The 14207-nt window shown below is 66.1% G+C and carries 11 protein-coding genes; 3 read left to right on the forward strand and 8 right to left on the reverse strand.

The window, feature by feature from the left end; translation table 11 throughout:
* The first annotated feature begins 84 nt into the window (after positions 1-84).
* Entirely contained in the window at positions 85-1251 is a 1167-nt protein-coding gene (locus tag GON04_RS10045) for a nucleotide sugar dehydrogenase (protein WP_157397754.1), read from the forward strand.
* 66 nt (positions 1252-1317) lie between these two features.
* On the opposite strand, the gene GON04_RS10050 is transcribed toward GON04_RS10045, so the two are convergent.
* The 3 genes from GON04_RS10050 to GON04_RS10060 all read right to left on the reverse strand — a co-directional run bounded on the left by GON04_RS10050 (position 1318) and on the right by GON04_RS10060 (position 4417).
* Complete coding sequence (locus GON04_RS10050; RefSeq protein WP_157397755.1) at positions 1318-1632, reverse strand: H-NS histone family protein; 315 nt, start codon at positions 1630-1632, stop codon at positions 1318-1320.
* A gap of 172 nt (positions 1633-1804) precedes the next feature.
* Positions 1805-2935, reverse strand: a complete 1131-nt coding sequence (gene gmd, locus GON04_RS10055) for a GDP-mannose 4,6-dehydratase (RefSeq protein WP_157397756.1) — start codon at positions 2933-2935, stop codon at positions 1805-1807.
* Positions 2936-2980: 45 nt separating this feature from the next.
* The gene (locus tag GON04_RS10060; RefSeq protein ID WP_157397757.1) at positions 2981-4417 is read right to left on the reverse strand and encodes a mannose-1-phosphate guanylyltransferase/mannose-6-phosphate isomerase; all 1437 of its coding nucleotides are present in this window, start codon (positions 4415-4417) and stop codon (positions 2981-2983) included.
* Positions 4418-4523: 106 nt separating this feature from the next.
* On the opposite strand from GON04_RS10060, the gene fcl reads away from it, so the two are divergent.
* Complete coding sequence (fcl, locus tag GON04_RS10065) at positions 4524-5504, forward strand: GDP-L-fucose synthase (protein WP_157397758.1); 981 nt, start codon at positions 4524-4526, stop codon at positions 5502-5504.
* Here fcl and GON04_RS10070 read toward each other — a convergent pair.
* The gene (locus tag GON04_RS10070) at positions 5465-6514 is read right to left on the reverse strand and encodes an acyltransferase family protein (RefSeq protein ID WP_157397759.1); all 1050 of its coding nucleotides are present in this window, start codon (positions 6512-6514) and stop codon (positions 5465-5467) included. The genes fcl and GON04_RS10070 overlap by 40 nt on opposite strands.
* Positions 6511-7629 (reverse strand): glycosyltransferase family 4 protein, encoded by a 1119-nt coding sequence (locus GON04_RS10075; RefSeq protein WP_157397760.1) that lies wholly within the window; start codon positions 7627-7629, stop codon positions 6511-6513. Before GON04_RS10075 ends, GON04_RS10070 begins: the two co-directional genes overlap by 4 nt.
* Before the next feature lie 84 nt (positions 7630-7713).
* Between GON04_RS10075 and GON04_RS10080 the strand changes: the two genes are divergently transcribed.
* A complete protein-coding gene (locus GON04_RS10080; RefSeq protein ID WP_157397761.1) occupies positions 7714-8481 on the forward strand; it encodes a glycosyltransferase in 768 nt (255 codons plus the stop codon).
* Here the strand turns inward: GON04_RS10080 and GON04_RS10085 are convergent.
* The 3 genes from GON04_RS10085 to GON04_RS10095 are packed head-to-tail and all read right to left on the reverse strand — an operon-like array spanning position 8476 to position 14172.
* On the reverse strand, positions 8476-9405 hold the full coding sequence (locus tag GON04_RS10085; protein WP_157397762.1) for a glycosyltransferase family 2 protein: 930 nt from the start codon (positions 9403-9405) through the stop codon (positions 8476-8478). The genes GON04_RS10080 and GON04_RS10085 overlap by 6 nt on opposite strands.
* Positions 9395-12355 (reverse strand): hypothetical protein, encoded by a 2961-nt coding sequence (locus tag GON04_RS10090; protein ID WP_157397763.1) that lies wholly within the window; start codon positions 12353-12355, stop codon positions 9395-9397. Before GON04_RS10090 ends, GON04_RS10085 begins: the two co-directional genes overlap by 11 nt.
* Positions 12352-14172: a glycosyltransferase family 2 protein gene (locus tag GON04_RS10095; protein ID WP_157397764.1), complete on the reverse strand. Its 1821-nt coding sequence runs from the start codon at positions 14170-14172 to the stop codon at positions 12352-12354. The genes GON04_RS10090 and GON04_RS10095 overlap by 4 nt, the downstream gene beginning before the upstream one ends.
* Between the last annotated feature and the right edge of the window lie 35 nt (positions 14173-14207).

Consider the following 14207-nt stretch of genomic DNA (forward strand, 5'->3'; position numbering starts at 1 on the left):
GCATCCGGCGCCACACCCGCCAGAGCGGGATCGATCTTGCTGCTGAGCTTGCCTAGAATCCGGGCAGCTCAGCAAGGAACCAAGATGCGCATCGCAATCGCCGGAATGGGGTATGTCGGCATCTCCAACGCTTGCCTTCTCGCACCGCACAACGACGTGTTGGCGGTGGACGTCTCGCCCGAGCGTGTGGCCGCCATCAATGCAAGGCGTAGCCCCATCGAGGACCACGACGTTGAGCAGTACCTGACCACCAGCAAGCGCCGCCTGGAGGCAACGCTCGACTGGCGGGCAGCTTACAGTGAAGCGGACTACGTGATCGTGGCCACCCCCACCAACTACGACCCCGAGACCAACAAGTTCAACACACAGTCGGTCGAATCGGTCATCCGGGCGGTCAATAGCGTCAACCCGAAGGCCACGATTGTCATCAAATCCACCGTGCCGGTGGGCTACACCGAGCGGGTGAATGCGGAGCTGGGCTGCAACAACGTGATCTTCTCGCCCGAATTCCTGCGGGAAGGCAAGGCGCTGCACGACAACCTGCATCCCTCGCGCATCGTGGTGGGTGAGCGGTCTGAACGGGCCCGCCTGTTTGCAGAACTGCTGCGCGACGGCGCCGTCAAGAAGGACGTGCCCGTTCTGTTCACCAGCTCCACGGAGGCCGAAGCGATCAAGCTGTTCGCCAACACCTACCTGGCCATGCGCGTGGCCTACTTCAATGAACTCGACACGTACGCGCTGACCCACGGACTCGACGCGCGCAATGTGATCGAAGGCGTGGGCTTGGACCCGCGCATCGGCAACCATTACAACAACCCATCGTTCGGGTACGGCGGTTATTGCCTGCCGAAAGACACGAGGCAATTGCTGGCCAATTATTCCGAGGTGCCGCAGAACCTCATCCGGGCCATCGTGGACTCGAATTCCACGCGCAAGGACTTCATCGCCGAGAGCGTGCTCAAGCACAAGCCCAAAGTCGTGGGCATCTACCGGCTCGTGATGAAAGCGGGCTCGGACAATTACCGCGCCTCGTCGATCCAGGGCGTGATGAAGCGTATCAAGGCCAAGGGAGTGGAGGTCATCGTGTACGAGCCGGTACTGCACGAGGCGGAATTCTTCAGCTCTGAGGTCGTGACCGACCTGGAGGCGTTCAAGCAGCGGGCCGACGTCATCATTGCCAACCGCAATGTCGACGTGCTGGCCGATGTGGCACACAAGGTCTTCACGCGCGACCTGTTCGGTAGCGACTAAGTCCGCGCACCAAGTAAAAGGGTGGCTCGAGCCACCCTTTTTCTAATTTGCCGGACTGGCAGCCGTTCAGACTGCGAAATCCTCGATCTTCTTGCCTTTGGCCAGGGCTTCGACCACCCATTGCGGCTTGCGGCCGCGGCCGCCACCCCAGGTTTCGCCATTCGGGCCGCGGTATTTCACCGGCGCCGGCGTCTTGGCTGCCTTCTTGGCACGCGGCCCGCGCGTGCCCCCGCCAAAGCCCAGGTCGGCGGCGGTCAGGCCATAAGCCTGCATCTTCGCCTTGATGTCGGCGATGGCCTGCTCGGTTTCCTGCGCCCGCATGTTCTCGGCCTGCTGCAGCAGTTTTTCAGCCTGCTCCTTCAATTCCAGGTAGGTTGCCATCCGCGATCTCCGTTCCGTTGAATTGGTGTGCGGTGATTCTAGCGGTGGAATTGGCCGACTCGACACAATTCAATTGCCGGCGTCCGGGATTTGTGGCGCCGGAAAACCGCAAACCATGAATTGCCGGCGCCGGTCCGGCGATTCCAGGCGCCTGCGGCGCCCGAAAAACGCGCTATTCCTGGCTGACCGTGACCTTGAAGCCGTGCTGCTTCAGAAGGGCGTGGCGCTTGGCTTCGTCGCTGTCGCTCGCCACCATCTCGTCGATCAGGGCGTCGAGCGAGATCTCCGGCACCCAGCCGAGCTTCTGCTTGGCTTTGGTCGGATCGCCCAGCAGGGTGTCTACCTCGGCGGGGCGGTAGTAGCGCGGATCGATTCGCACGATCACATCGCCGCGCTTGACGCCGGGGGCCTGCGAGCCCTTGACCGACGCGACGATGCCGACCTCCTCGACGCCCTGACCTTCGAATTTCAGTTCGATGCCCAGTCGGCGGGCGGAGCGCAGGATGAATTCACGCACGCTGACCTGCACGCCGGTGGCGATGACGAAGTCCTCCGGCTTGTCCTGCTGCAGCATCAGCCATTGCATGCGGACGTAGTCCTTCGCATGGCCCCAGTCGCGCAGCGAATCGATGTTGCCCATGTACAGGCACTCGTCCAGGCCCTGCGAGATGTTTGCCAGGCCGCGCGTGACCTTGCGCGTGACAAACGTTTCGCCGCGACGGGGACTCTCGTGGTTGAACAGGATGCCGTTGCAGGCGTACATGCCGTACGCCTCGCGGTAGTTGACGGTGATCCAGTACGCATACATCTTGGCCACGGCATACGGGCTGCGCGGGTAGAACGGCGTGGTCTCCTTCTGCGGGATTTCCTGCACCAGGCCGTACAGCTCCGAGGTCGATGCCTGGTAGAAGCGAGTCTTCTTTTCTAGGCCCAGGATGCGGATCGCTTCCAGCAGCCGCAGCGTGCCCAGGCCGTCGATATCGGCCGTGTATTCGGGCGATTCGAAGCTGACCGCCACGTGGCTCTGCGCGCCCAGGTTGTAGATCTCGTCGGGCTGCGTCTGCTGGACGATGCGAATCAGGTTGGTGCTGTCCGACAGGTCGCCGTAGTGCAGCACGAAGTCCGGATGGTCGACATGCGGGTCCTGGTAGATATGGTCGACGCGACTCGTGTTGAACAAGCTCGCGCGCCGCTTGATGCCGTGGACGATGTAGCCCTTTTCCAGCAGGAATTCAGCGAGATAGGAGCCATCCTGGCCGGTGATGCCCGTGATCAGGGCAACTTTCTTCTTAGTGATCGACATGGGGTGGGTATCTGACAAAAAACGAGTTCAATGCAATTTCTGGGCTCAGCGCCCGGGATTCTCGCGAATCGGGACCACCCGTCCGTAGGTGTCTTCGATCCGCACGATGTCGTCTTCGCCGAGATAACTGCCCGACTGCACCTCGATCATCTCCAGCGGCACCTTGCCCGGGTTGTGGAGCCGGTGCACTTCGCCCAGGGGGATGTAGGTCGACTGATTCTCGGTCAGGAGGAACACCTCCTTGCCACGCGTGACTTCGGTGGTTCCCTTCACCACGATCCAGTGTTCCGCTCGGTGGAAGTGCTTCTGCAGGCTCAGGGAAGCCCCCGGATTGACCAGAATGCGTTTCACCTGAAAGCGTGCACCACGTTCAACGGTGTCGTAAGAACCCCACGGCCGCAGCACCAGCCGGTGGCTTCGAATTTCGTCGGCCCCGCGCTTCTCCAGTTCGGCGACGACCGTCTTCACCTGCTCCGCCGCATTCACTCCCGCGACCAACAGTGCATCAGGCGTGTCGATCACCAGCAGGTCCTCGGTGCCGAGGGCCACGACGCATCGGTCGGATGCTTGAACGAAAGTATTCTTTCCCTGGACCACCACGCCATTGCCCACCACACGGTTGCCGTCGCCGTCGGCCGGCGTGAGCTGAGCCACCGCGTTCCAGCTGCCCACGTCGCTCCACTGGCCGGTGAACGGGAACACAGCCAGGTTGTCGTGGCGCTCCATCACGGCGTAGTCGATGCTCTCGGAGCGGCAGGTCTCGAGCGCGGCCCCGTCAGGGCGCAGGAATTCCTCGTCGGGACGGGCGCCGGCCATCGCCTCGCGGCAACTGGCCAGGATGTCGGGGGCGTGCCGCTCCAGCGCGGCCAGCAGCACATCGACGCGGCACAGGAAGATGCCCGCATTCCACAGCACATTGCCGGCCAACAGCAATTCCTGCGCTCGGCCGGCGTCGGGCTTTTCCAGGAACCGCCCCACCGTGTGCCCACCGCCGGGCCGAGCCGTTCCCATTTCCAGGTAGCCATAGGCGGTGCTGGGAAAGGAGGGCTGGACGCCGAAGGTCACGATGGCCCCATCGTTGGCCGTCGCAGCGGCGCCCCGGACCATGCGCTCGAACGCAGATCCATCGGGAATGTGGTGGTCGGCCGGGCAGAACAGCAGCAGTTGCGCCGGGTCGTCCGTGCCCAGGGCAGCAAGCGCCATGGCGGCGGCGGTGTTGCGCGCACACGGCTCCAGCACGATCGTCCCGTCCAGCCCCTGCCCGTGCAGGGCCTCGCGCAGCATGAAGCGGTGCTCCTCTGCCGCCACCAGCGTCACCCGGCCGTCCGCCAGGGGTGCTACCCGCGCCAGCGTGAGGGCGAGCAAGCTCTGCCCGCCGATCAGGGGCACGAATTGCTTGGGGAAGGATTTGCGTGACAGCGGCCAAAGCCGCGTGCCCGAACCGCCGCAAAGGACGACCGGCTGGATCGTGGGTGTCGTCATTCTGTGAAAAATGCGTGGAAATTCGCGCGAATGCTAACCGAGCATGGCGTCATGGCACGCGGGTTGCTGAGACGGCTCGGGCCACACGGACATAATTCGCGCCGACATGCAAACTGCTCCCAAGATCTACGTCGCCGGCCACCGGGGCATGGTCGGCTCGGCCATCGTCCGTCGCCTGCTGGCCGACGGCCACCCCGCCGACCGCCTGGTCACCCGCACCCACAAGGAACTGGACCTGACCGACCAGGCCGCCGTGCGCGCCTTCTTCGCTGCCGAAAAGCCGGACCAGGTGTATCTGGCGGCCGCCAAGGTCGGGGGCATCCACGCCAACAACGTGTACCCGGCGGAATTCATCTACGACAACCTGATGATGGAGGCCAACATCGTGGATGCGGCCTACCGCTCAGGGGTGCGCCGGCTGCTGTTACTGGGGTCGAGCTGCATCTATCCCAAGCTGGCGCCCCAACCGATGGCGGAAGCGGCGCTGCTCACCGGCACGCTGGAGCCCACCAACGAGCCCTACGCCATCGCCAAGATCGCAGGCATCAAGCTGTGCGAGAGCTACAACCGCCAGTACGGCGCGCAGGGCGTCGACTACCGCAGCGTCATGCCCACCAACCTGTACGGCCCGGGGGACAACTACCACCCCGAGAACTCGCACGTCATCCCTGCGCTGCTGCGGCGATTCCACGAAGCCAAGGCGGCCGGCGCCCCCGACGTCACCATCTGGGGCAGCGGTACGCCTCGGCGCGAGTTCCTGTACGTGGACGACATGGCGTCGGCCTGCGTGCACGTGATGGACCTGGACAAGGCCACCTACGACCGCCACACCGAACCGATGCTGAGCCACATCAACGTGGGCTACGGCGACGACGTGACCATCCTGGAACTGGCGCAGGCCGTGGCACGGACGGTGGGATACGCCGGGACCATCCACACCGACCCCGCCAAACCGGACGGCACCCCCCGCAAGTTGATGGACAGCTCGCGGCTCCAGTCGCTGGGCTGGTCGGCCCGCGTCGACCTCGACGAGGGCCTGCAGCTGGCCTACCAGGATTTCCTGCGTAACGACAACCGGCTCGGCTGACCGTCCGCCACGGCCCGGCGGCGAAGCAGCCGCTTGGCCACACCATGGATCCGGTGCTCGGCCCAGCCGAAGGCGAAGCCGGCGAGCAGCGCGGACGAGAACACCGCCAGCCAGGTCCATGACGTCCTGAGACCCGGGGCCCAGGCCCCCAGCAGGTAGATCGCCAGGCCGATCACCGGCACGTGCAGCAGGTAGAGGCCATATGACCAGTCCCCCAGACGCACCAGGATGGCGGGTGATCGGAAGCGGATCGCCAACAGCAGCACCGCGCAGTACGCGCAGGCCAGCACCATCTGCCCGGCCATCGGCGCCGCATCCTGCAGCGACGTACCGAGTGTCCAGGCCACCGCCGCGAACACGGCCAGCGCGGTTGCCGGGATGCGGAACAGCGGCTCGCGGTGCAGGCACGCGAGCATGCCGACGATGTAGAACGCGTTCAGCGGCGACAGCAGGATCCACGCCCCGGGAACCAGCAGTGGGATGTTCGCGTAACGATTCGCTGCGATTACCACCGCGAGCCAACCAAGCAAACCTGCGGTGACGATCTTTCTGGACCCGCCCAGCAGGATCAGACCATAGGTGACGACGTAAAACACAGCCTCATAGACCAGGGTCCAGTATGGGATGGCATACGGAGTGTTGGGAAACTGATGCGGGATCAGGAAGGCAGACAACAAGTTGTAGTGCCAGGGCAGCCCGGTCGGGGCCAGGAGCAGGGCCGAGCAGCCGATGGCAAGCCAGAAGGCCGGGTAGATGCGCATCGCCCGCAGGGCCAGGAAGCGCCGGCCCTGGTCCAGGCAGGTCGCCATGACGAAGCCCGAGATGACGAAGAACAGCAGCACCCCCATGCGCCCGAAGTCGATCTGGAGGTAGGGCTTGAAGTCGATATTCCGGGCCATCAGCACGTATACCGTCGCGTGCTGCACGAGCACCAGCACGGCAGCGATGGCTCGCAGCGCCTGGATGGAGTCAAGGCGTCCGGCGCGCGGCGCTGCGGCCGTTTCGCTCACGGCCGAAGCCCGCGACGCAGCCAGCGGGGAACCTTGAACCGCACGATGGCAATGTAGGCCCAGACGTAGAACGCCACGAAGGTGACCAGCACGCCGATGAGCACCGGGGTGTTGTCCCAGAACAGGGCCGCCGGGGCGACCGTGAACGCGGAAAACCCCCACAGGTACGGCGATGTCCGGTTGTTGCGCATCAGCATGCGGCGGGCTTCATCGTCATGGAACACCTCCCGCACAACCCGGCGGTAGATCAGCTGGTGGAAGTGCAGCGCGTCGGCCATGCCCGGCGACTGTCCCCGGGCGGCCTTGCGGTAGGCGGAGAACGTGAGTTCCAGCACCGGGTACGCCAGCAGCAACATCGAGAACCAGGGCGAGACCTGCGCATGCCGCTGGACGAGCAGGACGCTGGCCATGGCGATCACCACACCCCACAGATAGGCGCCGCCGTCGCCGGCGAAGATCAGGCCACGCGGGTAGTTCCACACCAGGAACCCGGCCGTGGCGCCGGCGGTGGCGAGAACCAGCCCCGCGATTTCCCGGTCGCCCACCTGCAGCGCGACATAGGCCAGCGCCAGGCAGCAAATGATGGCCACGGTGGCGGCCAGGCCGTTGTAGCCGTCGATCAGGTTGAAGGCATGCGGCAGACCCGCGATGGCCACCAGAGCCAGCAGGATGCCCGGCCAGGGCGTCATCTGCCAGAGCCCGTCGATCCAGGGCAACGCTAGGCGGGTTACCTGCAGGCCAAGGAGCCACACGGCCAGGATGGCGGCAAGCCCCGTGAACAGCATGCGCCAGCGCGCACGCAGGACGTGCGAGAGGTCTTCCGCAGTGCCGGTGGCGGTGGCGACCAGGGCGACCGCGCCCCACGCCAGCGCGGCGTGCGGCGCCAGCTGGATGCCGTTGGGCACCCCCAGGTACCGGTTCGCGACCACGAGCCAGGTCCATCCGACCGCCGTGGCAGCCATGATCGCCACACCACCCAGGCGGGGGACGTGGCCGGCGTGGAAGCGCTGCGGCATGTCGTGGCGGTACTGGCGGCCGATGCGACGGCCCGACCGGACGAGGAAAGCGCACAGGAGGCTGGAGACCACCCCGCACAGAACCAGAATTAAGAGCATCCTCCCCCGTTCCCCGCTATCGACAGCCCTCGAGTTTCTCACGCGCCCGGCTGGATCTACCCCGCCACCTAGAATACCGGCCCCATGCTCGCCGACGGCCGCCCTCCCCTCGTGACCGTCTCGGTCGTCGTGCACCGGCAATGGAGCCTGGTGCGGCCGCTGCTGGAACAACTGGATCGCTGGTGCCCCGGCGTGGTGAACCGGATCGTCCTGACGGTCAACCTGCCGGAGCCCGGCATCTCGACCGAGGGTATCGGCTTGCCGGTCGTGCGCATCGACAACTCCCAGCCCCTGGGCTTCGGCGCGAACCACAACCAGGCCTTCCGGCACTGCCGCACGCCTTGGTTCCTGGTTCTCAATCCGGACATTCGCCTGGACGTAGACGCGGTCAGCGCGCTCCTGGCGCTCGCCGCCGACGACACCGGCCTGCTGGCCCCCCGGGTGCACGAACCCGGCAAGGCCGAGGCCGAGCCGTACCGCACCCTGCCCACGCCCGCTGAATTGCTGCGGCGCCGGCTGCCCGGCCACCGCCCTCCCGCCGCGCCCGACTGGGTCGCCGGCATGTTCATGCTGCTGCGCCGCGACGCCTTCGAGGCGGTGCAAGGCTTCGACGAGCGCTACTACATGTACTGCGAGGACGTCGACCTCTGCGCCCGCTTGCGCCTGGCGGGCTGGCAGGTGCGATCGATTCCTTCGGTGGTCGTCCGCCACGAAGCGCAGCGGGCCAGTCAGTCCTCCCTGCGCCCGTTGGTCTGGCACGTGGCCAGCCTGGCACGCCTGTGGAGCTCGCTCGCGTTCTGGCGCTATGCCGCCCTGCTGCGGCGCGTTGAGAACCGCAATGCGGCGCTATGACAGCGGACCGCCGCGGCCCAGCAAGCCGTCGCGCATGCCCCGCGCCATCCGGGCGATGCGCCGCCCTTGCGGCGCGACGCCCAGGCCATAGAACACCAGCTGCTGCGCCACCCGCATGAGCAGCGCGACCGTCCAGTTCGCGCCGATGCCCGGCGTGCGCAGCAACAGGAAGGTGTTGCGCACCTCGTAGTAGTTGCGCTCCGGCGAGTGCAGCGCCACCTCGCGCCAGCGACCCAGCCAGACGCGGCGCGTGCTGTCTCCCAGGGCATGCGAGATCTGCGCCGCCGGCACGCCGTACAGCAACCAGCCGGCACGGCGCGCCCGCAGGCACCACTCGGTGTCCACATGGTCGATGAAGAAATCCTCGCGCATCGCGCCGATGGCGCGCACCGCCTCCAGCGACAGCATCGAGCCGGAGGAGATCAGGAAGTCGACCTCCACCGCCGGCGCGTCGTCGGCCAGGTCCATCCCCACGATGCGTCCGCGACGGATCCGGTAGAAGCGCCCGCGGCGCCCGGACCGCTGGTCCACCCACATGGCGCCCACGCCCGCCACGCGCTGTCCCTCCTTGTTGTGCGTCTCGTGCGCCGCCAGCAGGCCGGCCGCCATGCCGGGCTCCGGCAGGCTGTCATGGTCGAACAGCAGGACATAGTCGAGGCCGGCCCTACTTGCCAACGCGATGCCCTCGTTGTGGGCCGCCGCAATTCCGCGGTTGCGTCCCAGTCGCACCACCACGGCGCCGGCCGCCACCGCCGCCGCATCGAGCCGCTCGAGGACCTGCTCGCTGGAGCCGTTGTCGACGACGAAGACCGACTGCACCTCGTCGCGCAGGAGGCCGAGCAGCCGCTCGACCGTGGGCAGGTCCGGGTGGTAGGTAACGATGACCGCGGCGCAGCCCGGTGCCGCAACCCCGCTAGGGCGCATAGTGCAACCGCAGGTTCAGCGTACCCGCTTCGGGCTTGCCGTCGATGGCAAGCGCGCCACCCGCGATGGTCGCCTTGTCGTCGATCCAGACCGTGGGCGCGGATGCCGGCGCCGCGCCATCCACCTGGACCGACAGCGCGTAGCGGCGCCCGGCCGAGTGCGGCAAGGGCTGGAACTTGAAGGCGTAGAAGTGGTTGTCGCGCAAGCGCGAGGCCGGCACGGTATGCGTGACGACCAGCACGCCCTTGTCATCCTTCAACGTGAGTCGCACCTCGCCGCGGTTGTTTCGCTGGTAGGTCGCGAAGCGGACGGCGACCGCGGTGAGCCCGTCGCGGTCGGAGACGAAGGACTGCTCCACCCGGCGTCCCGGCGTCAGTTCGCCGGCCGGGCGGGTGCCGGACTCGACGGAGGCGCCCACCGGCAGCGCGGCAAAGAGCGCCTGGGAGCGGGCTGCGGCACTGTCCGCTTCGGTGGCGAAGGCGCAGTAGACGAACGGCAGGACCAGGATGGCCATGGAGGCGAAGAAGCGCCCGGAGATCCAGGCGTCGGCATCCAGCCGCTGGCCATCGCCGCTGAACGCCTCCTGGGCCAGCAGGAGCAAGGGCGCGAACAGGCAGACGTGGAACACGACCTTCATGGCAGGCAGCAGCGCTGCGCTCATGAGATCGGCGTTCTGCAGGTAGACAACGGGAAACAGTGACTTGAAGACCCCCTGTTGCACCATCGCCGCATCGAGGTTGCCGGGCCAGCTGTTCGCCAGGATCCAGCCGAAGGCGATGGTCGCCACGATCTCGACCGCGAGCCAGCGCGCAGGCCGGCGCAGATACAGGGTCGACAGCGCGAGGAAAGGGGTCGCGAAGAGCAGCCATTGGGGATGCCACTGCACCCCCATGAACATGAAGGCGGAGATGGCCGTGCAGGCCAGGATGCTGGCCTTGTGCCACTGGGCGTCGGTCTTCCAGCGCCACCACACGCACGCGGCACAGACCAGCAGGCATCCGCAGGCCCCGAGGACGAGCCAGGTGCTCGGCATGTTGCGGACCGCGCCCGCCCCGACTCCTGACTTGGTCAGGACCAGCACGAAGATGTTCTGCCGGAACGTCGTGCTCGGCCAGTACGCCAGGAATTGCAGCGCCGTGAAGGCCAGTCCGACCGCCCCCAGTTGCGCGCGCCGCTTCCATGTCACCGGCGCCAGCAGCAGCAGCGGAGCGAAGTAGGCGACGGCGAAGTACTTGTACGGGATCGCCAGTGCAAACAGCAGGGCGAACGTCCAGAACCGCCGCTGGAAGTACGCCCACACCCCGGCGACGACCAGCAGCACCGCAACGACGTCGTACTGCCCCATGAGGAACACGGGGAACACGGCGATCGGCGACGTCGCAAAGATGGCGGCGGCCCGCCAGGCGCTGGCCCGCGATTGCGTGACATGCAGGGCGACCCGACACACGAGCGCCGCGGTCGCGAAGAACAGGCCGACGAGCAGCATGCGCGCCCAGAGGACCTCCCCTGTTCGCAGTAGCGTGACCTGGCCAACCGTCGCGATGTCCGTGATGGCGCCCACGAACTGCAGTGGAAGTGCCCAGGCCGCGAACACGAGATAGATGCTGGGCAGGTAGTCGTTGCGGCCCGCATACGGCGCGTTGTAGTCGTAGAAATCGGCCCAATGGCCCTTCAGGTAGGCGTATGACGATCCCACCGTGTGCAGGAGATCGGCCTGCTGGAACGTCAGGAAGCACAGGAGCAGCACCAGGCCATACGCAGCGACGGCAAGCTTCGATACGTAGCCCTGCGCTGCCTCGGGAGCCCCTGGTGCAGGCGCGCCCGCCAGCAGGCCCACCTGCCTGGCACTGTCCGCCAGTCGCGCCGCCAGCACCGGGAGCGCCCAGCCGAGCACCCACCAGAGCAGCAGAAGCTTGCTGGCCAGGAAGTACCGGTTCTCCACGTGCAGGTACCAGGTGGTGAACAGGATGGTGCCGAGGCCGAGCAGCACCACCACGCGCCAGCGCGGCGGGGCCACCCAGGCGGCCCAGGCGTGTCCGGCCACGACCACCAGCGTCGCCAGGTAGGCCTTGAGCAACAGCAGCCCGGTCAGGGGCAAGGTCACGGGACTCCCGGCCGGCGCATAGCCCAGGTACGCCGCCGGGCGGTAGGCGAAGAACCCCTGCAGCAGCTTGATGCAGAACTGCGACAGCTTCGAGAGTGACGTGCTGTCCACAGTCGTGAAGTAGCCGCTCTGCTGCGGCAGCGCGTACGCCACGAACTCGATCACGTTCACCTTGTTGACCTCGTCCATGACGATGCCAGTCGGGTCGTACGGCCGGAAGTGTCCGGTGTGGAGCCAGACCCAGTACAGCTGTAGGACGGCGATGGCCGCGCCAGCGCACGCGAGGAACGCACGCGTCAGCTGCTGGCGGTCACCTCGCCACCAGTGCACGGCGCCGTGAAGGCCGATGGCCATCGCCGTGAACACGTAGAAGTTCTGCTTGAGCATGCAGGCCGCGCCCATCAGCAGTCCGGCGCCCACGGCGCCGATGCGCGTGGGCGCAGGCCGCAGGAGAAACGCCAGGCCCGCCATGAACACCGCAACCGACGGCAGGTCGCTCAGGGCCACCGGAAAGAACGGCAGGCACAAGGCAACGGCACCCAGCAGCCCCCCTGCAGCGGCCAACCGGCGACCTCGCCCGCCCGGCCGCAGGATCTCCGGATGCGGGATCGTCGCCAGTGCCCACAGGAGCAGGAGGAACATCAGGACGTTCAGGCCGACCTGGATGTAGAGCACCGTCACCGGGTCCTGCGACAACAGGTGCGGCAGCGTGAAATACGCGAAGCTGCCGATCGGTCGCAAGCCGTTGTAGCAGCCCACGAACGGATCTCCGCCCTCGATCGAACGGGCGCAGGTGCCCGCCATCTCCAGGTAGAACTTCGCGTCTCCGAAGTAGGGAAAATTCATGGCAGGGGCCGCGACGGCCGTGTGCCGGTGCGCGTCACGAGCGGGGGCCACCCCAGCGAGAAATCGGCCTCGCCCAGATGCAGGTTCGGGTTATAGGCGCCATCCACTGGACGCCTGTCACCATCATCCGGTGCCGGCAGTGGCGCAAGCGCCGACTTGAACTCGACTTGCGCATACGGTGTCCACAGTACGTCGAGTCCACGTGTCGCGGCTCGCGCGCAAAGCTGCATGCCCCGGTCGGCATAGGCAATCTCGGTGTCGCCCACCAATTGGTCGTACACCTCAATGCGCATCACGACGCACGACGAACGCACGAACGGGACCTGTTGTACGAGCTGACAGCGACCGCCATAGCCGTGGCTATCGGACGGAACGCCCGCATGCATGTCCACCAGCCTGCCGCCAAGGTGGATCACGCCGGCGCTCAGGACACGGCCCCTCCCATCGACCAGGCGAGCGCCGACCAGGCCGATCTCCGGCCGCAGGCACTGGCTCACCATCTCGCGCAACCAGTCGCGCGACGATGGGACGCCGGCGGCGTCGATCAGGCACATGACCGTACAGCCATCAGCCCTCAGCTTCTCGATGGCCCCCAGGTAGGCCTGCGCGTCATCGTCCCGCGACACGCGGCGCACCTTCGGCTCGGTCGCGGGCACGCTGTGGTTGAGGACATAGATCCGCAGGTCGGGATAGTCGGTGGCGAGCAAGGCCGCCAGGCCCTCGTCGCGCCGTCGCCGCGATGCCGACCCAGTCACCACAATGCCGACCCGGGGCGCCGGCCTAGGCAGTTCGAACACGACCCGGTAGCCGGACTTCGTCGCGCTGACGGAAGCACGCCGTCCGGTCCTCTCCAAGTGTTCGTTGAGGGCGCGTTCCGCTGCCACTTGCGCATACGGTTTCGCACTATTGGAGCGGGCCGTGCTCTCTTCATGCACCCGCCAGTGATAGAGCACACGCGGCACGTGTGCCACCTGGTCACGCTCAACCATCTCCATGCAGCGCAAGGTCAGGTCGTAATCTTGGGAGCCCTCCAGGCCGACGCGGAACCCGCCAACCTGCCGGACCAGTTGCATGTCGAACGCCCCAAGGTGGCTGAACATATTCTGCGACCGAAACAGATCGGGATTCCAGTCGCTCTTGAAGTACGCGTCGAAGCGCGTGCCCAGCTCGTTGATTTTGTCCTCGTCGCTGTAAATCATGCGCACGCGCGGCGAGTCCACCACGGTCTTCGCTATCCAGTACAAGGCGTGGCAGGGCAGGATGTCATCGTGGTCCAGAAGCACGAGCCACCGGCCTGTCGCCAGTGCAAGCGCCGAATTGCTCGTGGCTGAGATATGGCCATTCTCGTCCCGGAAGGCAACCCGAATCCGGGTGTCACGTGCCGCATATTCCTGGAGGACTTGCCGGACATGGGGCTTTGTCGACGCGTCGTCCGCAATGCAAAGTTCCCAATTCGGATAGGCTTGACGCAATACTGAATCGATCGCTTCCGACAACCAACCCTTGTCTGGGTTGAACGTGGGCATCACTATTGAAATCCGCGGCGCGTCGAGCCAGCTAGCCATGTCTGATCGCATGGTCGCCTCGTCTTCGGAAGAGACTGTGTCGTAGCGGCGAACCCATTCGGCGTATTCGTTTCTGTCTCGACCAGGCTCCCCCGGAACGGGTCGGGGAACCGCGCTCGTCCAGACATTGCGGACGATCCTTGCCAATTCGGATGCACCGCCCCGCCTCATCGCGCCGTAGGTTTTTGATACGGCGCCGCGCACCCCCAGCCTGGCTACGTACCGGGCGACGTTATCCAGGCGATCGAGCAAGTCTCCCCCTCCACAATTCCATCCTCACCAACGTC

Origin of the sequence: Ramlibacter pinisoli, from assembly GCF_009758015.1 — a bacterium.
Classification (GTDB): Bacteria; Pseudomonadota; Gammaproteobacteria; order Burkholderiales; family Burkholderiaceae_C; genus Ramlibacter; species Ramlibacter pinisoli.